We start from the raw sequence: 21,602 nt of genomic DNA, 5'->3' as shown, positions 1-21,602 counted from the left end.
AAAAGAAAAGAAAAGACTCCACCCAGCCGCCGGGATAGGCTGGAGTTGGAAAGAGGCGGTTATCTCAAGAAGTGGAAAGGAAAGATCCCGATTGCCCTCATTTATCCGAACAGTTATGCCGTCGGTATGTCCAGCCTTGGCTTGCAGCTGGTTTACTCTCTTCTCAACAGGCGGGATGATGTTATCTGTGAACGCTTTTTTCTGCCGGAAGAAAGTGAACGTCCGGTTTCCCTCGAATCGGGCCGTCCTCTCAACGATTTCCCCTATATATTTATCTCTGTCAGTTTCGAACACGATTACCTTCATATTGTAAAAATCCTTCTTGCCGGAGGAATCGAGCCCTTTGCCGGAAAGAGGGAGGAGCGACAGGAAGGCAGACCCCTGGTAGTCTGCGGCGGAGTGGCCACCTTTATGAATCCGGAGCCAATTGCTCCTTTTGTCGATTTTTTCCTTGTGGGTGAAGCTGAACCCATTCTCGATGATTTTGTCGACTTCCTGGCGGAGAATTCAGGCACCTCTACCCCGAGGCAACTCAGCTTGGAGGCTGTGCATAAGTTTGAAGGTGTCTATGCTCCCGGATTATATACTCCTGTTTATGATAAAAAAGGCAGCTGCTCGGCAATGGTTCCAGAGCCGGGGGTGCCGGCCAGGGTAAAACGGTTGAGCCTGGCTAAATGTGAGAGAGCGGGGCATTCTGAGCTTCTGACCCCGCTGGCAGAATTTTCCAATCTCTATCTGACCGAGCTGGGGCGCGGTTGTTCACGCGGCTGCAGATTCTGTGCCGCCGGTTTTATTTACCGCCCCCCGAGGCTCTGGGATGCCGATGCAGTCATTGAAGGTCTTAAGGAAAGACCGACGGAGGTCAGCCGCGTTGGCCTTTTAGGCATGGAGATGGCCGGCGGTACAACACTTGATCATATATCCGGCTACATCCTGGAAAGCGGCTGTGCTCTTTCTTTCTCTTCCCTGCGAGCCGATCGGATAAACGACGGCCTTCTCAACCTTCTGTCGAAATCGGACCTGAAGAGTGTGGCCATTGCTCCGGATGGTGCTTCAGAACGGCTGCGCCGTGTAATCAATAAAGGGCTCGACCGCGGCGATCTGCTCACTGCTGCCGGCAGGCTCGCTGAGGCCGGTATCTTTAAGCTGAAGCTCTACGTCATGGTGGGACTGCCTACCGAGACCTGTGAAGATTTGCAGGAATTTATTGATCTGGTTGCCGCCATCAAGCAAAAAATCGATGCCATCGGCAAGAAGAGAGGGCGATTGACGGAAATCTATCTTTCCGTCAATTGTTTTGTACCGAAACCCTGGACGCCGTTTCAATATCATCCCTTCGGTATCGGCAGACAGCTGGAAAACGACGAAATGGGCACGGTCAAGGAAGCCCTGACCAATTTCAGGGAGAAGATATCGTATCTGAAGAAAGGGTTGAAGGACGTTGCCAACGTGCATTTTCAGGCAGACAAGCCTGAAAATGCCCTTTTTCAGGCATTGCTTTCCCGGGGAGACCGCCGGCTGGCCGATGTCCTCTTCGATATGGCTGTCACAAACATGTCCTGGAAGGCCGGTTTGAAGAAGAATGAGCTTCGCGCCGAGTGGTTTATTAGTGCCGGCAGTGATGCCAAGAGGTATTTTCCGTGGTATATCATAGACCACGGAATAGAGCACGACTATCTCTGGCAGGAATACTTGAAAGGATTGCGGTCGGCTTCGACAGAACCTTGTGACACTTCAATTTGTCGTCGTTGTGGAGTATGTGGTGAAAGGTAAGAAAAAATCATACGAGATGCTCGACTCGATTCGGCAGCAGAAGATCGACGCTCAACTCCAGCCCTTCAAGCTGGTCAAATACTTCTCTTTTTCAAGTCTTGCCGTCATCCTTGTTTTTACTCTTTTTCTGTCCTGGGCCATATCCAACCATGCCAGAAAAATCATGCTCGAACAGAGCGAGGAGTATTCAGTAGCATTTGCCGAAAACCTCAACCAGCAGGTCTTCAGAAGGTTTGTGGTCATCACTGCTCTGCGTTATGGAGCGATCCAGTTAAGTAATCCCGAACAATTTGAAACCCTGGACAAGATAATCCGGGAAATTATACAGGGAATGAATGTCGAATCCGTCACCATATTTGACTCCAAGGTCAATGTGATCTCCTATTCCACCATCATGGAGCAGGTTGGTAAAGAGGATATCGGCGGGGAGGAGTATCGTAAAGCCCTCAGCGGTATTACCAATTCGAATATTCTCACCTCCGGCTCGGTTGCCAATCTTGTCCCCGGCACCGAACCACTCAAGTGCCGTTTAAAAACCTATATCCCCTTCCGTCAGGTGGGTCCGAGCGGCGAGAGCGGAGAGATTATCATGGGAGTGATCGAGATTGTCAAAGATCTTTCCAGTGATTATAAAGCTATAATACGACTTCAGGGCAGTATCATCCTGGTTTCCAGTGCAGTGATGATGGTTCTCTTTCTGGTCTTGCGCACCATAGTCATGGGAGCATCAAAGAAGGTTGAACAGCGCGTTGATGAAAGGCTGCAGCTTGAAGAAAAGCTGAACCAGTCTGAAAGGCTGGCTCATCTTGGTTCCATGGTGGCCACAGTCTCGCATGAGATTAAAAGTCCACTGGGAATTGTTCGCAGCACCGCTGAAATCTTGGAAAAGCGCATCAGGAAGGTCGCTCCCGGAAATGAACATCTTGCCCGTATCATCATAGAAGAAACCAGCAGATTGAACACCATCACCATGGAGTTTCTTGATTTCGCCAGACCTCAGCAGGCCAAACTGGAGAAACGTGATGTCAACGAAGTGGTGAAAAAAGCCCTTATTTTTATTGCTCCCAAAGCTGCTGAACAACACGTCGAAATCAGAAACGAACTGGCTGAAACCCCTGTACCGGCGAAGGTTGATATCGAACTGCTCTACAGGGCTCTGCTGAACATCCTGGTCAACGCCCTGCAGGCTATGAAAAAGGAAGGAGTGCTGAGGGTGTCTACCCGCGCTCTTTCCAAGACCGGCGGTGCGGAAATAGAAATTGAGGATAATGGCATAGGTATGTCGGAGAAAAAAATGGAGTTCATTTTCAATCCCTTCTTTACCGATAAAAGCAAAGGAACCGGGTTAGGCCTTTCCATTACCAAAAATATTATCGACAGCCATAACGGTGAATTGCGGGTGAGCAGCCGAAAGGATGAGGGAACGACCTTTTCCGTGCTCCTGCCATGACGGATCCGCTCTTCTCCGTAGACCGGCTCACATATCTGCAGAACGGTCCTTATTCCTTTTCCTTGTATAGTAATGAGGTCGTTGGTTTCACCGGTCCCTCCGGGATAGGGAAAACACAGATGCTGAGAGCCCTGGTTGAATCGATACCCTATGACGGAACCATTCTCCTGGACGGGGTCAAGGCGGAGTGCTTTCCCGCCCCCTCCTGGCGCAGAAAAGTGGGACTTGTTGCGGCCGAATCGGCCTGGTGGTATGACGATGTCGGCAGCCACTTCAACAAGGCCAACGGAGATCCCGAGCTCGTCGATATTCTGACACGACTTGGTTTTGAGATAGATGTCCTTTCCTGGAGTATCAGCAGGCTTTCCACCGGCGAGCGCCAGAGACTCGCCCTGGCGAGGGAACTCACCCTCAAACCGGTTATCCTGTTGCTTGATGAACCCTGCTCTGCATTGGATCCCTATGCTGTCTCTCTTGTTGAAACATTACTTTCCGATTACCAGAAAACTCCGAAAACCGCATTGCTCTGGGTGAGTCATGATCATGATCAACTCAAGAAGGTAGCCGGTAGATGTTTTCATGTCCACCGCCATACTCTGGAACAGTTCTGGCCTGATCCGGGAAAAACAGAAAATCCGGGTATCCCATGGCGGTAATTCCTCTTAGTGCCCTCGATCTGAGTCTCGCGGCGGCTCTCGTTCTCATGCTGGCCGGTGTCAGCACTGTGCTGCATCTCGGCCTGGGAAAACGGCTGATCCTCTCGGGATTACGGATGACTCTGCAGCTTCTCCTCATCGGTATGGTCCTGCGGCAGCTTTTCGCTTCTTATAATATTTGGCTGATAGCGGGTCTTGCCCTGGTGATGGTCCTCATCGCCGGCCGGGAAGTAGTGGTCCGGCAGAGAATACGGGTAGCAGGATTTTTCGGCTATGGAGTCGGAGTAGCTTCAATGTCTATTTCCGCCTTCACCATTTCGCTGTTTTCCCTGATAGTCCTCATACAGGTTGAGCCTTGGTATACTCCACAGTATGCCATTCCGCTGCTCGGCATGCTGCTGGGCAACACCATGACCGGAATTTCACTGGCACTCGATAGAATGACCTCCGATTTTTATGATAAGCGCAACGTTGTTGAACAGCGGCTCTATCTTGGTGAAACCTGGCAATCCGCAAGTGCCGATATTCGAATAAATGCGATGCGAACAGGAATGATACCCATTATGAATTCGATGGCCGCCGCCGGCATAGTCAGTCTGCCCGGAACCATGACCGGCCAGATATTGGGAGGTACGCCTCCTTTGGAGGCTGTAAAGTATCAGATTTTAATCCTCTTTCTCATAGCTGCGGGCACAGGGTTCGGGGTCGTCTTTTCCATCTGGTTGACAAGTAGGAACCTGTTCGACAAAAGACATAGATTCCGTCTGGAAAAACTGAAAAAGTGAGATGCGATTATTTCTTCAGGAAAGAAAGAGCTTGAAAATTGGCATTGGTAGTGATCATATGTCTAAAACAACTCGGTATCCGAATATGATTCACACAAGGAGTGAGAAATGACGGAAAAGATAGTTATTGTCGGCGGTGTGGCAGCGGGGCCCAAGGCAGCCTGTAGAGTAAAGCGGCTGATGCCGCAGGCGGAAGTGACGCTTATTGACCAGGATTCCCTGATTTCCTATGGAGGCTGCGGCATTCCCTATTATATATCGGGTGATGTCGCCGATGAATCAGCATTGCGCTCGACCAGCTTTCATGTATTGCGGGATCAATATTATTTTGAGAAGTATAAAGGGGTAAAAGTCCGCATTCTGACCCAGGCTTTGTCCATAGACAGAGCGAAGAAACAGCTGCTCATCAAGGATCTGGGAAGTGGGGCAGAAGAAACTCTCGATTATGATAAGCTGGTACTGGCCACCGGTTCCCAGCCCTATGTTCTGCCGATTCCCGGTGCCGAACTTGACGGGGTTTTCACCATCGCCAACCTGCACAAGGCCATCGAGATAAAGGACCGCATAGCAAAAGGCAAAGTCGGCAAAGCCGTGGTTATCGGTGGCGGCGCCATCGGCATCGAGATGGCGGAGGCGCTGACCGATCTTTGGGGTGTGGAAACCTCCCTTATTGAATTCAAGGACCAGCTTCTGCCCGGAGTGATCGAGTGGTCTCTTTCTGCCATGATGTGCAAACATTTGCGGGACAGTAATGTCAGTATCTATCTGGGGGAGAGCGCTTCGGAAATCGTCGGCGAGGGCGGCAGGGTGACTGCGGTTCGAACGCCGCAAAGAGTACTGGATGCGGACCTGGTCATCATGGCCACCGGAGTCAGGGCGCAGTCTGAAATCGCCAGAGCAGCCGGCCTGCGCGTCTCCGATATGGGCGGCATTGTGGTCAACAGGAGAATGCAGACGTCTGATCCCTCCATCTATGCCGCAGGCGACTGCGTCAAGATCCCCAACCTGATAACAGGTAAATATTTTTATGCTCCTTTCGGTTCTCTTGCCAATAAAGAAGGACGTGTTGTCGGAGATAATCTGGCCGGTCTGCCCTCAACTTTTGACGGCGCCGTGGGCAGTTTCATCATGAAAGCCTTCGATGTCTGTATCGGGGCGACCGGATTGAGTCTGGAAATGGCCAGGGCCGAAGGATTTGATGCTGATTTTTCGCTTACGGCTCCTGCCGACAGGGCCCATTTCTACCCAACCCAGGAGATTATCTGCTGTGTGATGATCTTTGACAGAAGAACCCGGAAAGTTTTGGGAGTTCAGGCATTCGGAGCCATGAACGATAATGTTTCGGCACGGATAAATGCGGCCGCAGCCTTCCTGAGTAAAGGGGCCACCATTGATGATTTTACCAATCTGGAAATGGCCTATGCCCCGCCTTTCTCCGCGGCGGTGGATACCGTAAATGCCGCGGCATATGTGGCGGATAATCTCTGTGATAATCGCCTGCGTCAGATAACCATGGAGGAATTCTACAGTTGGATGGACGATTTCTCCACGCAGCCGGACTGGATATCCCTTGATGTCCGCCATGAACAACAGGCCTTGCCGTTTGTGGAAAAGTTCGGAGCCGACAGATGGATTTCCATGCCCGACGATCGCATTCGCGAGAGATATGAGGAGCTGCCGAAAGACAAGACCCTGATCATTTTTTGCAATGCCGGCAGCAGGTCCTATGAAATCCAGGTATTTCTGGACTCTGCTGGAGTGACCAATAATCGTGTTCTGTGCGGTGGATTCAATGTCATCAAGAGAATAGGCGCTCCCTGGCTTCCCTGACAGACGACCGAAGACACAGTCCATTAAAGAGCCGGGATTGGAATAATTCACGTGAGCATAGGAACCTGCCTGGTATTGACATGGACACTTGTTCCAGCTTTGTGGTAGGTGTGATCGTTGTAAAGGCGGTTTAACAAGCGTGGGAGATACAGTTGCACAAAGGATAGATGCAGATGGCAAAACTGAACTATGCTCATATGATTGAGGAAATTCGTGATAATGCCGGGACCGGAGATCTCATGAAGGCCAGGCTGGTTCTCAGCCATTTTGGCGATGTTGACCTGAAAACACGGAATCGCCTGGTTTATGAACTCTCCAGAGGCAAAGCGGAGTTCTCCATTCCGCTTCTGCTCTTTCTTATCGACGAGTATCCGGATGTGCTGGAGGCTATGCCGATCATTAAGGAAACCCTGCTCTCCAATCTGCTGGCCTACCCTGAGATGCTGCTGTCTTTTCTCAAAGACCCCGCGTTACCCGACAAGAAGGAACTGATCAGAATCGCGGCAGAGCTGAAGTTTGACGAGACCACTCCGGTGCTTATCGATATAGCCGCCAATACCACCGATGAAGCTGAAATACACCTTATTATTGAAACACTGGGTCATATCGGTGATCCCGAAGCGACCCATACTCTGACGGAGTTTCTTTATACCGGCAAGAACGAACTCGGTAGTGCCGCCGTTCGATCATTGGGGATGGTGGGAACACCAACCGCAATGCACAGGCTTGCCGAACGGATGGGAGCGGACAACGAAATAGACTTCCTGATCCTCTCGGTTTTTGCAGAAGTCCAGGACCGGGTTTCTCTCGAGAAGCTGAGTGAGACGTTAGCTTCTCATTACGCGCATATGCGAAGTTTTGCTAAAAAGGAGTTGGTCAAAATAGGACCGAAGGCGGTTCCGTTTCTCATCGCCAATCTGGGAAGAAGGGATTCTGATTTTCTGGTCCATACCCTCAACGTCCTCGGTGATATCGGTGACGAATCGGCGGTTGTTCCTATTCGCAAACTCTTGCAGAATGAGCCGAAGAGCGCCAATGTACGTTTTGCCGCCTATGAGGCACTGGCCCTTCTGCCTTTAAGAAAAGGGGCCTATACGCTCACTGCCGGACTTCTGGATGCCGAAGAGCACGTCTGTATTGCAGCGGCTCGAGCCATTGATCAGAATTTTTCCAATATTCTCGGGGCAGGTATTAAAAACCTGTTGAGGAACATGGACGATGAGGCAAAACATATCGTCAAAATAATAATTGACAGCCAGGCCGACAAAGTTTTTCTCAGCCTGGCTGAAGAAGATTTCTTTCAGGAGTTAGCCCTCATTTATCTCCCACTTACCCACAAAGATACGTTGCATCATTATCATGATCTGCTCACCGGCAACGGTTTCAAGGATTTTGCCGGAAAGATTGCCGGAGAGAAGATTGAAACCACCAGGTCGAGAGTCGTGGCTGTCGATGATTCAAAAATGATTCTGAATATTTATAAATCGACTCTGCATCAACTGGGGTTTGATCCGATACTGTTTGAATTCCCGTCTGCCGCTATTGAGTGGCTGCAGAGTGAGAAGCCGCTGCTGGTTTTAACCGACCTCAATATGCCCGATATAACCGGTGTGCAACTAACGAAAGAGATCAGGAAAATATATAGCGGTCCCGAACTTCCGGTAATAATGGTGACCACGCAGAATGATGCCAACGATAATGAGGCAGCCGTGAGGGCCGGCGTTGACAAGATCATCCATAAACCTTTTAATGCTGCATCGCTGCAAGCGGCTATGGCTGAATATCTTTGATCGATGATGATATCAGAAGCCTGGCCGAACCTTTTTTTTGGAGTGGAAGACAGAGTTGGATGCCGTTTTTCAGGGCTGCATGGAGCAGATATCCTGTAGTAGTTCAAAACAGTTGCCGACATCTTCCGGTCTGTGGGCATCGGATCCGGCCTGTAGCGGTATCCTTTTTTCGAGGGCCATCTTCAGGATTTTCCGGTTGGGAAAAACCTCGTCTCTGAGTGCTATGCCGGATGTGTTGATCTCGATAGCCATGCCCCTCTTCTTCACATTCTCCAGCAGGGTTTCGATAAGCTGCCAGGGAGGCTCCAGAAGAGCCCTGTGGGGATAATGACGCAAAGCGGCATCGATATGGCAGAGGACGTTTCCCGGGAGGGTTTGTGTAGCTAGTATTAGATTGAGATAATAGTCCCTCTCAACGGCAGCCGCGTCTTCGAGACTCAGGAGGTAGACGGCCTCATCACTTTTGCCGATAAGATTAAGATGCTCCCTCGCCCCGGCCATTCGGTGAAAATGATACGAAACACCTATGCGGCTCCAGGTTCGCCTCGAGAGGCGGTGCAGCAGGGTATCGGCATGTTCCGGGTTAAAACCTACCTCAACACCGAGTCCGATGGATATTTCTTTTCCGTATTTCTTTTGTAGTCTCTGACCTTCTTCGAAATACCAGTCAAAATCCGACTCGGTAAGCCAGGTGGTTCGCGATGCGAGAACACCCTCTTCCATATGCTCGAGAAAGCATACTTCGGAAAGCTCTTTTTCGATGGCGCAGATAACATATTCCTCCATTTTGCCGACGGCATGATGACACAGTTCGGTGTGAATGTGTCCGTCATTATGTGGATCAATCAGCATGGTGACAATATGGAATCAAACGGTTGCTGCATCAAAGGCAATCAGGCATTTCCTGTGGGAAAAAAATGGATAACACCATCTATATCGGAGGTATCGCAAACATGGCCGAATTCCAGCTCAAAGTCGAGATAATCCTCTATGCCATCCGTTTTCAGGGACAGGGTCTGTCCATCCGGCAGATGATAGATGATGGTTCTAACGGATGATAAATCAAATGAGGAGTGAAACAGTTTCATACAGTGGATCCTTTAAAAAACATTGACTGTGACTAGTTCAACCTGTATTTACGCATTTTCCGGTGAAACTGCAACAAATAACGTACCGCATCGGCGATATAGTAAAGAAAACTTTTATTAGATACATATCTATCTGTAATTAATTGATAAACATTTCTTGAGAGTAGTGGTGTGAATTGGTTTGACAGTTTTGGTGCAGATGTTTAAACTAGAAAGCTATGTTCCGCATTTTCTCTACTTCGATATATTAACACTTCTATTATATAAGGTGCTGTAATGAAAGAACAAGATTCATTGAGTAAGGTAAAAACGCTTTTCGGCAAGGAGTTAAATCCATCAAACATTATGCCGCACAAGCTGACCATGGAATCGAAAATCAAATTCAGATGCCATCCGGGAGTGCGCTGTTTTACAGCCTGTTGTGGAGGAATAAAGATAGTATTGACGCCATACGATATACTTCAGCTGACCAAACGTCTGGACATGCCGGCCTATGAATTTCTCCACAAATACACTGAACCAACCTACCTGGAAAAGACCGATATGCCCGGAGTACAGTTTAAGCTGAGGGAAGATGACAACAAGTGTCCTTTCGTCACCCCCGAGGGCTGCACCGTATACAGTGACCGGCCTACCGCTTGTCGATATTATCCTGTGGGTATGGCCGACTTCCATGAAGGCGGCAGCCGTGGAGCGGATGGTGAGGAGAAAAGCACGGAAGAGGAAAAGTTCTTTTTCCTGGTCAAGGAGGATCACTGCAAAGGTTTCGAAGAAGATAAGACCTGGACCATCGAAGAGTGGCGAGCCGATCAGGGAGTTGATATTCGTGACGAGATGAATAAGGAATGGCTTCGGCTGGTGATGAGACGAAAATCATACGGGCAGCAGGCGTCCTTGTCAGACCAGGCAAAGCGCATGTTTTTCATGGCCTCGACCGATCTGGCCTCCTTCAGGAGGTTCATTTTTGAAAGCTCATTTCTGGATACCTATATTATCGATGAGGAAACCATCGAAAAGATTAAAAACGATGATGTTGAACTGATGCACTTTTCTTTTGTCTATCTTGCCGCCACACTATTCGGAGCTCAGACACTCGAGATAAAGAAAGAAAAGGTGCTTGCTAAAATGAAGGACATCGAGAAGCGTCAGGATGAATCGGTACTCGAATCCGTTAGGGAATATGAAGAGCTGAAGGCTCAGCGCGCCAAAGAGAAAAAATAGATCCGGAGAGAAGAAAAACCACCCTGCAAAAAAGGGAAAAAAAGGGGATATGAACTAAATCGTTCATATCCCCTTTTTTCATGCGTGCACCGCCTTCGCGAGAAGGCGGTGCGGCTTTGTTGATGATTTAGTTGTTATCTTCTGCCAGCGGCTCAAGAGAGAGTTGACGTCCTTTGAGAAATCTCCAGGACTTCAGCACATCTTTTTGAGACTGTGCCATAAGTTCATCGGCATGCTCCGGATTAACACGCTTGAGAGTACGATAGCGGTTTTCTCCGAGTGCATATTCATCAAAACTGATAGTCGGTTCTTTAGAATCGATGAGCAACGGATTCTTGCCTGCGTCTTCCAGTTCCGGATTGTATCTGTAAAGAGGCCAGTGACCGCAGGCTACCGCCTTTTTCTGCTGCTCTATGCCTTTTGCCATGTTCAAGCCATGATTGATGCAGTGGGCATAAGCGATGATAAGAGAAGGACCGTCATAGGCCTCAGCTTCCGCAATTGCCTTAATGGCCTGGGCGGGATTGGCGCCCATGGAAATTTTGGCAACAAAGACATTTCCATAGGTGGCAAAGATCATACCCATATCCTTTTTCGGCATTTTCTTGCCGCCGGCGGCAAACTGAGCCGTTGCCGCACGAGGAGTGGACTTTGACATTTGTCCACCGGTATTGGAATATACTTCGGTGTCCATGACCAGGACGTTGACGTTCTCTCCAGAGGCCAGAACGTGATCGAGCCCGCCGTAGCCGATATCATAGGCCCAGCCGTCACCGCCGAAGGCCCATACGGATTTTTTAACGAGAAAATCGGCAAGAGAGATGAGGCGTTTGGCGATAATATCCTTGCTGCCCTTCAGCTCCTCTTTGAGTTTGGCCACCCGTTCGCGCTGGGCCTCGATGTCCATCTGGGTTTTCTGCTCTGCATCGACAATGCCGGCTGCCGTCTCTTTGGAGATCAGCTGGCTTTCTGCTGCAGTCTCGAGGAGTTCCTTGGCCTGCATTCCGAGCTTGTCGACGGTCGCCCTCATACCGAAGGCAAATTCGGCATTATCCTCAAACAGTGAGTTGGCCCAGGTAGGACCACGGCCGTCTTTACGTTTGGTGTACGGTGTGGTCGGCAGATTGCCGCCGTAAATGGAGGAACATCCTGTAGCATTACCGACATACAGTCTGTCGCCAAAAAGTTGTGAGATTAACTTTACATAGGGGGTTTCACCACAGCCGGCGCAGGCTCCGGAGAACTCGAAAAGCGGCTTAAGCAGCTGGCTTCCCTTGATGGTCGCCGGATTAATGTCGGCAGGATTTATCTCCGGAAGGTTCAGGAAATATTCGACATTCTTAGATTGAACCTGACGCACTTCCTCTGTGTTGGCGGTCATTTCGAGTGCCTTGGTCTTAGCGGGGCAGATCTCGACGCAGAGGGTACAGCCGCAGCAGTCTTCAGTGAAGATCTGCACCATGAACTGCTGTCCTTTGAAGGACTTGCCCACGGCCTCTTTGGAGACGAAATCAGCAGGTGCGTCCTGCAGTTCCGGAACAATCTTGATACGATTGGCGGCATGGGGACAGATAAGTGCACACTGACCGCACTGAATGCAGTTGTCCGGCAGCCATTTGGGAACGGAAACGGCAATATTTCGTTTTTCATACTGAGTAGTACCCGTAGGCCAGGTACCGTCATCAGGGATTTGTGAAACCTTGAGCCTGTCGCCTTTGCCCTCCATCATGGTTGCAGTCACTGACTTGACAAAATCAGGAGCGTGAGCCGGAACCGTGGGAGGAAGCTCATGGCCGTCGATCTTGTCCTCGAGCGGAACTTCAACAATGTTCTTAACGGCTGCATCTACGGCATCGTAGTTCATCTGGACAATCTTGTCGCCTTTTTTGCCATAGGTTTTCTTGATGGCGTTTTTGATGGCGTCAATGGCTTCCTGCTGGGTCAGAATCCCTGAAATCATGAAGAATGCGGTCTGCATTATCATGTTGATTCTGGCGCCCAGACCTAATGCCTGGCCAAGAGCGATGGCGTCGATAATATAGAATTTAGCCTTTTTGGCAATCAGGTCCTGCTGCACCTTCTTGGGCAGCTGTTCCCAGATTTCCTCTTTACCGTAGCTTGAAGTAAGCAGAAAGGTTCCACCTTCCTCCAGATTGCCGAGCATGTCGACGAGATTGAGGAAAGTAAAGTTATGACAGGCGATGAAGTTGGCCTTGTTGATAAGGTAGGGCGCAACCACGGCGTTACTGCCGAAGCGCAGATGGCTTGTGGTAATTGATCCCGACTTCTTGGAGTCGTAGACAAAGTAGCCTTGAGCCGAGTTGTCGGTTTCAGTGCCGATAATCTTGATGGTGTTCTTGTTGGCGCCTACGGTGCCATCCGAGCCCAGCCCGTAGAACATTGCACGATAGACGTCTTCACCCTCGATGTTGAAGTCGGGATCGTAAGAAATACTGGAGAAGGTGACATCGTCATGCGGCCCGACACAGAATTTATTTTTGGGCGCCATGGAGGCCATATTGTCGAAAACACCCTTAACCATTGCCGGGGTGAACTCCGCGGAACCGAGACCGTAACGTCCGGACAGAACAATCGGCGGATAGATGGAGCTGTTGGTGTCCATGGCCTCGCCGATAGCGGCGCGGACATCAAGATAGAGAGGATCTCCAGGAGCCCCCGGCTCCTTGGTTCGGTCTAGAACCGTGACCCGCTCAACCGTCTTCGGAAGTGAGTTGACCATGGCCTTGCAGTCGAAAGGACGATAAAGACGGACGATGACCATGCCGACTTTTTCTCCCTGGGCCACCAGATAGTCGATGGTAGCTGCCGCGGTTTCACAGCCTGAACCCATCATGACCACTACATCTTCGGCCTCAGGGGAGCCATGATAGTCAAAAAGGTTGTACTGACGACCGCTGACCTCGGCGAATTTGTCCATGGTTTCCTGGACTATTGCTGCACAGGCGTTGTAGTATTTGTTGACTGTTTCGCGGCCGGTAAAGTAAACGTCGGGATTTTGGGCGGTACCGCGAATGGTAGGTTTATCAGGGGTCAGGGCCCTTTCTCGATGAGCGGTAATCAGCTCCTCGTCGATGACGGCCCCCATATCGTCGTAGGTCAGTTCTTCGATCTTCTGAATTTCATGTGAGGTGCGAAAGCCATCGAAGAAATGAACAAAAGGAATTCTGGATTTCAAAGATGCCTGGGTGGCGATCAGTGACATGTCCATACATTCCTGAACGTTCTGTGAGCATAGCATTGACCAGCCGGTCTGACGTGCCGCGTATACATCGCTGTGATCGCCGAAGATCGAAAGTCCCTGGCAGGCGATGGCGCGGGCGGTAACATGGAAAACCGTCGGAGTAAGCTCGCCGGCAATCTTGTACATATTGGGAATCATCAACAGAAGACCCTGAGAAGCCGTAAAGGTGGTACATACGGCTCCGGTTGCCAGCGAACCGTGGATCGCTCCAGCTACGCCGGCTTCAGACTGCATCTGATTCACTATGGGAACCGTGCCGTAGATGTTCTTCTGCATAACAGCTGCTTTAGTATCAGCTTCCGCAGCCATCGGAGAGGATGGGGTAATTGGATAGATGGTGATAATTTCACTCGTGGCATAGGCGACATGCGTACAGGCCTGATTGCCGTCAATAGTGACCATTTTCCGAGACATGAGTTTTTCTCCTTGGTTATTTATGGTAATTTCGCTGCTTTCGACTGAAACAGACACGCTATGCGCTGTTCAATGCCGGGCAAAAAACCAGGTTTAGCTTAATATTTGAAGATGAAATACATGACGTATCGTATTTTATCGTTTTGCAATTTGCAGGGCCGTGAATTTTCATCAATTTCGCTGGAAATGAATTTGCAAGATGACAAAGAAGGCTTCCATTAATGTTCTACTGGAAATGGACAAAAAATGAAATAATTTCGTCTTGCCAGTCACACTGTTTCCGGCATTGGCAAAGAAGGTTTTTTGTATAAGCGGTGAGATGATGCGGACAAAATGTGTGGATGGCCAAAGTCATCAATGGCATGCAGGCGTGAAAAAGCCTGGAACTGATTCGGATGCCAATTTTTTACCACCGTCCATATACCTTCTTACTGTACCGTAATGATTAACAAAAGATCCATTTGTCGCAGTCATAAGCGCAAGATTATCAAAAAATCTTTAACCTTTTGTATGGCTGTGCTAAAGACCATAGATTACAAACAATGTAGATTTCAAGAGAAGGGTCAGGTACTATAGATTATTTTGATAGCATCCGCAATGTTCAGTGAGGCCGAAAAGGCGGGCTGAGCAGAAACGGCAAGAAACCATTCCACTTTTATATAATATTTTCTGATAATTATTCGTCAGAATCGGTCCCGTAAAAGATCCCTCAATAATATTGATGAAAACCATTACTAATAGTAAATTATCACGGCTTTTCCGGTTTTTAGGTGAATGTGAAAATTTTGTTTTTCTGGATACATCAAAACCAGACGATGTAAACTGCCGTTCTCGCCTGTTTGTCGAGCCTCGGGAGAGGCTGCGGTTTTTCGAAGGGCAGAATGAATCAATTTTTCTGCAGCACATCCATGACCTGCAGCGCCGCGGGCTCTGGATCGCCGGCTGGTTCAGTTATGAATTCGGTTATCTCCTGGAACCCCACTTGAAAAAAAGGCTGCAGAGAGCATCTGACAAGGGAGCCCTGCTGGCGGATCTTGGTGCCTTTTCAAAATGCCATACCTTCAATCATCATAGCGGCGAAACCGATTTTCCGTTGCCGGTCGGAGAAGGACCCGAACCGGACGAATATCAGGTAACCGACCTGCGCACCTCACTGGACGAGGAAGAGTATATCGACGCCGTACGCCGTATTCTTGCCCATATCGAGGCCGGTGACACCTATCAGGTTAATTATACGCTGCAGTTATTGTTTAATTTCTCCGGTTCACCAGAACAATTCTATTGTGATCTGAGGCGCAATCAGTCGGTTGGGTATGGAGCCTATATCCGCTGGGGAAAGCAGCGGGTGATGTCATTTTCTCCCGAGCTCTTTTTCAGAAAGGATGATTCCGGAATCATGGTTCGTCCAATGAAGGGAACGGTGAAAAGAGGATGTACGCTGGAGGAGGACGCTGCAAATCGTCATTTTCTCTGTTCTGATATAAAGAATCTGAGTGAGAATGTGATGATTGTCGATCTGCTGCGCAACGATCTCGGCAGATTAATACACCAACTTGAAGACGGTGAGGTGCTGGTCGAGTCTCTCTTTGATGTGGAGACCTATGAGACCCTGCTGCAGATGACCTCGACCATACGCGGCAGAACTGACCGCGGTGATCTGGAAAAAATGTCACTTCATGATTTTTTCAAGGCTATCTATCCCTGTGGTTCAGTCACCGGGGCACCCAAGATCAGAACCATGGAAATAATTGATGAACTGGAGAAACAGAGAAGAGGAGTCTATACCGGTGCCATCGGCTGTATTCATCCGGATGGCGATGCCGTCTTCAATGTTCCCATACGTACCGTGGTCATTGATGGCCGAAGGGGAGAGATGGGCATCGGCTCCGGGATAGTGCATGACTCTGATCCTCAGCAGGAGTGGCAGGAGTGTTTGTTGAAAGGAAGATTTCTAACGGCGCCGCAAAAAGATTTCCAGTTGATAGAAACGCTCTTCTGGCATCCTCGCTCCGGTTTTTTTCTCCTGGCCGAACATCTCAAGCGTCTTCAGGATTCGGCCAGATATTTTCTCTTCTTCTGTGATATCAAAGAGATAGAGGCTGAATTGAAGGCTCGGATGCGGAGTTTCGCTGCCAATCCTACCCGGATCCGGCTTCTTCTGGAAAAGGACGGTACATTCCAGATAGAACTCCAGGATTGCGAAGCACCCCATATGCTGCAGCTTCCGCTGAATCCGGCAGGGGCTGATGACGTTTTTCCCTCAGTGGCCTTGAACGGCAAGGCAATAGATAGCCAATCTAACTGGTTCTATCATAAGACTTCCAATCGAGATCTTTACAACAGTGAATTTGCAGTTGCAGCCCAAAAGGGGCTGTTCGATACACTCTTTCATAATGAAAATGGTCATGTTACCGAGGGATGCATAACTAATCTTATAATCTATGGAGATAGCGGATACGTTACCCCACCGGTCTCGGATGGTCTGCTTGACGGAGTGATGCGCAGCCATTTGCTGAAAAGCTCTGCGGTCCCGGTGCAAGAGCGATCGCTGACCTTCGATGATCTGCACCGGGCGAAGGCCATTTTTCTCTGCAATTCGGTGAGAGGAGTTATCAGGGTCGCTTTGAGCCAAGATTAGGAATATCTGTCCAGAAATGGCACTTTCGCCCTAAGTCGTCGGAGTCTGCGCTTACCGGCTGCTCTCACAATTTAATCATAGAAATATCAATTATATGCCTACGGTTAAATTCATCGAGCGCCTGGATTTAGAACAGGTAAGCGTAGACTCCGAAATTGCTCATTTCTGGACAGACACTAGGAAGTATCTGCGGCACCGGGAAGGCTGCCGGGAAGTCCGCAGCATTTTAGTATCTTACAGATTGGTTTTCTTGTTTTTTGCAAGAAAATAAACTGTCTACAGGTTCTTATACCCCTCAAGGGGGTACTGTAAAGAGTCCAGTTCAGCCGGGTTAATGTATGAGACTGTTGTTCTCAGGAGATATCTCCTGCGGTGCCACGGTAAGCCCGTGTTGCTCTCCCAGGTCGCGCACCCGGGTCATAAATGTCGAAGGCAGGGGCACTTCGCGGTCCTTGATAAGAATTCTCAGCTCTTCCGCCTGTTCGAGTATGCGTGTTGAGTCTTCGCCTTCCTGTTGGTCACAGAGAACCTGGACACGCAGGGCATCGGTGAGGTATGGCAGCAATTGCGGAAACTCTCCGGCAAAACCCAAAAGCTCCTGCTCTATCACTGCACCATTCTGTCTGTTGAAGTCCTGAAACTTTTTTTCCGGATTTTCCATACCGAAGAGCTTGTTGATAATGGCACCGACAAGCATTGCTCTGGAAATTGTATCCCTTTCCACGTATTTTTGAGCAAAGACCCTGCGCAGTTCTTTAAAAATGACCATCTGTACAACGCTAATGGTTTCCCGTAGAACATCAATGAGTTCGGATTTCTGTTGCAGGTTTTTTTCTGTCATCATTCCGTTATAAGACAAATTTTACGGCAGCATGATCATGCAGTGCACGAAAGATTGATAGTCTGGCTTCCTCGTCCTGTACTTCTATTTCCGCATTGAAGCTGTGGTATTTGCCGCTTGCACTGGAGTGCGAATAGGTTATTGTGACGGGAACCGGAGCACATATCTCTTTTATGGCATTCTTGACCAGGTGCAGTTCTTTTCCGATCACTTTATATTGCCATACGCATGGATAGTGTATTTCCGGTTTTCTTGAACAGGCTGATGAAAATATTTCTTTGGGTGACATGACTCTTTTTTGGTACCTTACAGATTGTTTTCTGGTGTCTAAAGGTTCTTATCCAGTTCAGTCGGGTTAGTTTAACCTGGCTTAACGGGGTTAAATGTGTTGTTTAATGTCGTTGTTAAATATTGGGACATCTCGTTTCAATACAGTCCCGATACACGGCATTAATAATGACGGAGAAATGAAGAGTCAAGGAAAAGACACACCGGAACTAGCTGGAATACGTCTGGCGAGCGCTGGATGAGCATATTATAAGGCGAAATATCAAGATGATAGTTAGCTCAACAGGGTATCTTGAAGAGTGCGCTGAGGACTTGAAAAATGAATAAGTATCAAGCCGCCCTGCGCGAGAGTGAATTGCAGAAGCAGGCGGTCCTGGACTGTAGCGAGGATGCGATTCTTCTTCTTGACCGAAACCTGCGGGTTCTCTGGGCCAACAACAATGTGGACAGGCTCTGCAGCGATCCCGTGGGAAGGCGGTGCGGTGAGTTGTTCTGTGGAACGACTTCGAAGTGCCGCCGGTGCCAGATTATTATCTCTTTCAAGAAAGGCAAAGATCCTGTGCGCAGACAGATTGTCGTTGCCGGAGCAAACGGCACGGGCCAGTTTTTCAGCATCACCTGCGCTCTTGTCCCAGGTGGTGTGGATGGAGCAGAAAAATTGGTTGTTGTTGCTCATGATATAACCGAGAGACTGCAGCTGGAAAAACAATTGCGGCATGCGTCAAAGATGGAGGCCATCGGCACTCTGGCAGGCGGAATTGCCCATGATTTCAATAATATTCTTACGCCTATAATGGGATATGCAGAGATCATGAGGCTTAATTTTCTCAATAATCATTTGGACAGAGGCGAATCGATTTCACATATAGATCAGGTCCTCTATGCCGCTAAAAGGGCTCATAAGCTGATTGAACAGATCCTCGTTTTTTCAAGAAATACCGAGATGAATGAAAGTCTTCAGCCTATTCATCCCATTATAAAAGAAGGGTTAAAGCTCATTCATGCCACCATACCGAGCAGCATTGAAATCCGTCAGGATATCGATGAAGAATGCGGCATGGTAAACGTGGACGCGGTTGAGATTCATCAAATTCTGATTAGCCTTTGTAAGAACGCGGCTGATGCCATGGCTCATCAGGGTGGTATTCTTACCATCACCCTGCGGAAATCGGCGGAATCCGACGGTAGAGGTGACTGGCTGGAGTTGAGCGTCGCCGATAACGGCCGCGGCATTGCGCCTGAACTTTTGGATAAGATTTTTGATCCCTATTTTACCACAAAGGAGAAGGCTCAGGGGACAGGCATGGGACTTGCCATGGCCCACGGTATCATCAAGCGTCAGGGAGGCAGGATTTCGGTCGACAGTATAGTCGGCCATGGCACGACTATCACCCTCCACCTGCCTGTAATCAAAGAACAGATTGATTTTGAAGAAGGTGTGGGCCATTCCACCTGCAGAGGTGGTAATGAACATATTCTGCTGGTCGACGATGAGCAGCAGGTAGTCGATGCCACCGCCGAGGTGCTCGTGAAGCTTGGCTACAAGGTGACCAAGTTCACGTCAGCCCCGGAAGCAGTACTGGAATTTCTTAATAGTCGGCATGGATTCGATCTGGTGATAACTGACTTGACCATGCCGTATATGACCGGAATTGATCTCTGTGAAAAAATCAAGGAGGTTCGGCCTGATATTCCGGTTTTGCTCTTCTCCGGTTTTCTGGAGGATTTTTCACGTTCCAGGGCGATGGAGGCGGGAGTTGACGGTTTTTGTCTGAAGCCGGTATCTCTCGGGAAAATGGCAAAACATATCGTGCAGGTGCTGGGACAATGACCGTGGCGTTTTCAGCGGAAGCCGCTGTATTTAATTTATGAATAACCAGTAAAAAATCGAAGTTACCGAGACGGACTCTGCGATAAGCACCCGTAGGGTCATGAACTCCGATTTCGAGAAGTTCGCTATACCAGACATGTCATCTTATGGATGTACCGTTAATTTCGCTTATCTGCTCATTTAGCGTCCACAAGTCGTAGATGTAGCCGATGCCGAATAATCCCAGGGTCAGCAGATAGAGCAGACCTGTTATCCATTTTCCCAGATAAATTCTATGCAGTCCGAAAACTCCGGTAAAGACGAGGAGCAGCCAGGCAATGCTGTAATCCACAGGACCTCTTTTGTAGCGCCTGTCGGCCTTTTCATTCATTAACGGAATCAGGAACAGGTCAATGATCCAGCCGATAAAGAGCAGCCCCAGGGTGAAAAAATAGAGGGTACCGGTTAAACGTCTGCCGTAATAAAAACGATGAGCTCCCAAAAAGCCGAATATCCAGAGAAGATATCCGATTACAATTGAGTGTGTTTCACTCGCCGTAGTATCATTCATAGAATTTCTTCCTTAATTTTTTGTACGCGGTCGTAGGATTTCCTGAGAGTTTCCAGGGAAAGATAGCCGCTCTCGACCGCCTGTTCCACGGCATTTACGGCTTTGTGCAGGATTCCCGGGTCATATTCAAGATTGTTGCCGAGTATTATCATATCGACTCCCGCCGAAAAAGCCTGAACGATGGCCTCAGGGATGCCATAGCGCTCGGTTATTCCACGCATCTGCAGATCATCCGTGATGACCAGGCCTGCATAGTGCATCTCGCCGCGCAGAAGTCCGCCGATGATATCGGCGGAGAGAGAGGCGGGATGTTCGGCATCGAAGTCGCTGTGAAATAGATGTCCCATCATGACTGCCTGTACTTTTCCCTTTTCGATAAGTTCTGCGTACGGAATAAGTTCCTGCCTCTTCCAACTCCTGCTGATATCGACCCATCCCTTGTGCGAATCGGTCGTCGAGCTGCCGTGTCCGGGAAAATGTTTGAGGCAGCCGAGAACGCCGGAGTGCTTCAGGCCATCGAGCCATTGTTCACAGTGAGCAGCGACCTCCCTCGGACTGCTGGAAAAGCTCCTTCCGATTTTGCCGATTATGGGATTATTGAGGTTGACATTGATATCTGCCACCGGGGCAAAATCGCAGTTGATCCCGATAGCGGCCAGAAGCTCGCCCGTCCTCCTGGCATGAGTGGCGGATTCCCTACAGCTCGTATCCCTGCCCATCTCCGCGGCGGAAGGGAGAGGAGGAAAACCGTGCCTCTGCTTAAGCCGCCGGACGGCGCCGCCTTCCTGGTCCACCCCGATAAGCAGTTTGATTTCCGCTAGAGACTGCAGCCTGTCGCAGAGGTTTTCCAGTTGTGGGCGGGAAACTATATTGCTGTCTTTTTCAGAGGCTGAGAGAAAATTGTCAAAAAGTATGATACCGCCCAGGTTTCCTGTGACGATATCTTCTCTGATCTGATTTTCCATCGTCAGGGTGGCTCCCCTGAACCCGAGAATGAAGAGTTGTCCGATAATCTTGCGAAGGTCCATGACTGTCTTGATGTGTAAGGATCTGTTGTGTCAGTGGCGTGGGCCTGAAACTCGTCATATAAAGAAATCTGATTTCCCCCTGAAACTCAGCCCGTTCCGGCCCAGGCCGGGACTGCTCTTTTCATCGGGACGCCATAAACCCGTCCATGGGGGGCTT

16 protein-coding genes are annotated in these 21,602 nt (G+C 49.3%); 9 read left to right on the top strand and 7 right to left on the bottom strand.

Annotated features, from left to right (window positions below; translation table 11 throughout):
- Positions 1–45 precede the first annotated feature (45 nt).
- The 6 genes from JWG88_RS09145 to JWG88_RS09120 all read left to right on the top strand — a co-directional run bounded on the left by JWG88_RS09145 (position 46) and on the right by JWG88_RS09120 (position 8,284).
- Complete coding sequence (locus JWG88_RS09145; RefSeq protein ID WP_240194363.1) at positions 46–1,773, top strand: radical SAM protein; 1,728 nt, start codon at positions 46–48, stop codon at positions 1,771–1,773.
- Positions 1,727–3,223 carry a two-component system sensor histidine kinase NtrB gene (locus JWG88_RS09140; RefSeq protein ID WP_337833116.1) on the top strand — a complete coding sequence of 499 codons (1,497 nt, stop codon included), beginning with the start codon at positions 1,727–1,729 and terminating at the stop codon, positions 3,221–3,223. The genes JWG88_RS09145 and JWG88_RS09140 overlap by 47 nt, the downstream gene beginning before the upstream one ends.
- Entirely contained in the window at positions 3,220–3,879 is a 660-nt protein-coding gene (locus JWG88_RS09135) for an ABC transporter ATP-binding protein (protein ID WP_205233425.1), read from the top strand. Before JWG88_RS09140 ends, JWG88_RS09135 begins: the two co-directional genes overlap by 4 nt.
- A complete protein-coding gene (locus JWG88_RS09130) occupies positions 3,870–4,664 on the top strand; it encodes an ABC transporter permease (protein ID WP_205233424.1) in 795 nt (264 codons plus the stop codon). Before JWG88_RS09135 ends, JWG88_RS09130 begins: the two co-directional genes overlap by 10 nt.
- A gap of 108 nt (positions 4,665–4,772) precedes the next feature.
- Positions 4,773–6,494 (top strand): FAD-dependent oxidoreductase, encoded by a 1,722-nt coding sequence (locus JWG88_RS09125; protein ID WP_205233423.1) that lies wholly within the window; start codon positions 4,773–4,775, stop codon positions 6,492–6,494.
- A gap of 173 nt (positions 6,495–6,667) precedes the next feature.
- A complete protein-coding gene (locus tag JWG88_RS09120; RefSeq protein ID WP_205233422.1) occupies positions 6,668–8,284 on the top strand; it encodes a response regulator in 1,617 nt (538 codons plus the stop codon).
- A 69-nt stretch (positions 8,285–8,353) separates the two neighbouring features.
- Here the strand turns inward: JWG88_RS09120 and JWG88_RS09115 are convergent, their stop codons facing one another.
- Both JWG88_RS09115 and JWG88_RS09110 read right to left on the bottom strand, forming a co-directional pair.
- Positions 8,354–9,136 (bottom strand): histidinol-phosphatase HisJ family protein, encoded by a 783-nt coding sequence (locus JWG88_RS09115; RefSeq protein WP_205233421.1) that lies wholly within the window; start codon positions 9,134–9,136, stop codon positions 8,354–8,356.
- A gap of 41 nt (positions 9,137–9,177) precedes the next feature.
- On the bottom strand, positions 9,178–9,372 hold the full coding sequence (locus JWG88_RS09110; protein ID WP_205233420.1) for a hypothetical protein: 195 nt from the start codon (positions 9,370–9,372) through the stop codon (positions 9,178–9,180).
- Between the two features lie 276 nt (positions 9,373–9,648).
- On the opposite strand from JWG88_RS09110, the gene JWG88_RS09105 reads away from it, so the two are divergent.
- Positions 9,649–10,593, top strand: coding sequence for a YkgJ family cysteine cluster protein (locus JWG88_RS09105; RefSeq protein ID WP_205233419.1), 945 nt, complete (start codon positions 9,649–9,651; stop codon positions 10,591–10,593).
- 127 nt (positions 10,594–10,720) lie between these two features.
- Here JWG88_RS09105 and nifJ read toward each other — a convergent pair whose 3' ends face one another.
- Positions 10,721–14,269 (bottom strand): pyruvate:ferredoxin (flavodoxin) oxidoreductase, encoded by a 3,549-nt coding sequence (gene nifJ, locus JWG88_RS09100; RefSeq protein ID WP_205233418.1) that lies wholly within the window; start codon positions 14,267–14,269, stop codon positions 10,721–10,723.
- A gap of 721 nt (positions 14,270–14,990) precedes the next feature.
- Between nifJ and pabB the strand changes: the two genes are divergently transcribed.
- Positions 14,991–16,907 carry an aminodeoxychorismate synthase component I gene (gene pabB / locus JWG88_RS09095; RefSeq protein WP_205233417.1) on the top strand — a complete coding sequence of 639 codons (1,917 nt, stop codon included), beginning with the start codon at positions 14,991–14,993 and terminating at the stop codon, positions 16,905–16,907.
- A 331-nt stretch (positions 16,908–17,238) separates the two neighbouring features.
- Here the strand turns inward: pabB and JWG88_RS09090 are convergent, their stop codons facing one another.
- Positions 17,239–17,751 carry a hypothetical protein gene (locus tag JWG88_RS09090; RefSeq protein ID WP_205233416.1) on the bottom strand — a complete coding sequence of 171 codons (513 nt, stop codon included), beginning with the start codon at positions 17,749–17,751 and terminating at the stop codon, positions 17,239–17,241.
- A gap of 4 nt (positions 17,752–17,755) precedes the next feature.
- Positions 17,756–18,037 (bottom strand): HP0495 family protein, encoded by a 282-nt coding sequence (locus JWG88_RS09085; RefSeq protein WP_240194362.1) that lies wholly within the window; start codon positions 18,035–18,037, stop codon positions 17,756–17,758.
- Between the two features lie 318 nt (positions 18,038–18,355).
- On the opposite strand from JWG88_RS09085, the gene JWG88_RS09080 reads away from it, so the two are divergent.
- Positions 18,356–19,867: a hybrid sensor histidine kinase/response regulator gene (locus JWG88_RS09080; RefSeq protein ID WP_205233414.1), complete on the top strand. Its 1,512-nt coding sequence runs from the start codon at positions 18,356–18,358 to the stop codon at positions 19,865–19,867.
- 139 nt (positions 19,868–20,006) lie between these two features.
- On the opposite strand, the gene JWG88_RS09075 is transcribed toward JWG88_RS09080, so the two are convergent.
- Positions 20,007–20,417, bottom strand: coding sequence for an NINE protein (locus tag JWG88_RS09075; RefSeq protein ID WP_205233413.1), 411 nt, complete (start codon positions 20,415–20,417; stop codon positions 20,007–20,009).
- A complete protein-coding gene (locus JWG88_RS09070; protein WP_205233412.1) occupies positions 20,414–21,445 on the bottom strand; it encodes a glycoside hydrolase family 3 protein in 1,032 nt (343 codons plus the stop codon). The genes JWG88_RS09075 and JWG88_RS09070 overlap by 4 nt, the downstream gene beginning before the upstream one ends.
- Positions 21,446–21,602 lie beyond the last annotated feature (157 nt).

Origin of the sequence: Desulfopila inferna, assembly GCF_016919005.1 — a bacterium.
GTDB lineage: Bacteria > Desulfobacterota > Desulfobulbia > Desulfobulbales > Desulfocapsaceae > Desulfopila_A > Desulfopila_A inferna.
The sequence above is the reverse complement of the archived record's forward strand: the minus strand, read 5'-3'. Positions and strand labels throughout refer to the sequence as shown.

Coding starts and splice junctions, on each gene's coding strand:
- JWG88_RS09135 (WP_205233425.1), top strand. CDS start 3,220: ATGACGGATCCGCTCTTCTCCGTAGACCGGCTCACATATCTGCAGAAC.
- JWG88_RS09130 (WP_205233424.1), top strand. CDS start 3,870: ATGGCGGTAATTCCTCTTAGTGCCCTCGATCTGAGTCTCGCGGCGGCT.
- JWG88_RS09125 (WP_205233423.1), top strand. CDS start 4,773: ATGACGGAAAAGATAGTTATTGTCGGCGGTGTGGCAGCGGGGCCCAAG.
- JWG88_RS09120 (WP_205233422.1), top strand. CDS start 6,668: ATGGCAAAACTGAACTATGCTCATATGATTGAGGAAATTCGTGATAAT.
- JWG88_RS09115 (WP_205233421.1), bottom strand. CDS start 9,136: ATGCTGATTGATCCACATAATGACGGACACATTCACACCGAACTGTGT.
- JWG88_RS09110 (WP_205233420.1), bottom strand. CDS start 9,372: ATGAAACTGTTTCACTCCTCATTTGATTTATCATCCGTTAGAACCATC.
- JWG88_RS09105 (WP_205233419.1), top strand. CDS start 9,649: ATGAAAGAACAAGATTCATTGAGTAAGGTAAAAACGCTTTTCGGCAAG.
- nifJ (WP_205233418.1), bottom strand. CDS start 14,269: ATGTCTCGGAAAATGGTCACTATTGACGGCAATCAGGCCTGTACGCAT.
- pabB (WP_205233417.1), top strand. CDS start 14,991: ATGAAAACCATTACTAATAGTAAATTATCACGGCTTTTCCGGTTTTTA.
- JWG88_RS09090 (WP_205233416.1), bottom strand. CDS start 17,751: ATGATGACAGAAAAAAACCTGCAACAGAAATCCGAACTCATTGATGTT.
- JWG88_RS09085 (WP_240194362.1), bottom strand. CDS start 18,037: ATGTCACCCAAAGAAATATTTTCATCAGCCTGTTCAAGAAAACCGGAA.
- JWG88_RS09080 (WP_205233414.1), top strand. CDS start 18,356: ATGAATAAGTATCAAGCCGCCCTGCGCGAGAGTGAATTGCAGAAGCAG.
- JWG88_RS09075 (WP_205233413.1), bottom strand. CDS start 20,417: ATGAATGATACTACGGCGAGTGAAACACACTCAATTGTAATCGGATAT.
- JWG88_RS09070 (WP_205233412.1), bottom strand. CDS start 21,445: ATGGACCTTCGCAAGATTATCGGACAACTCTTCATTCTCGGGTTCAGG.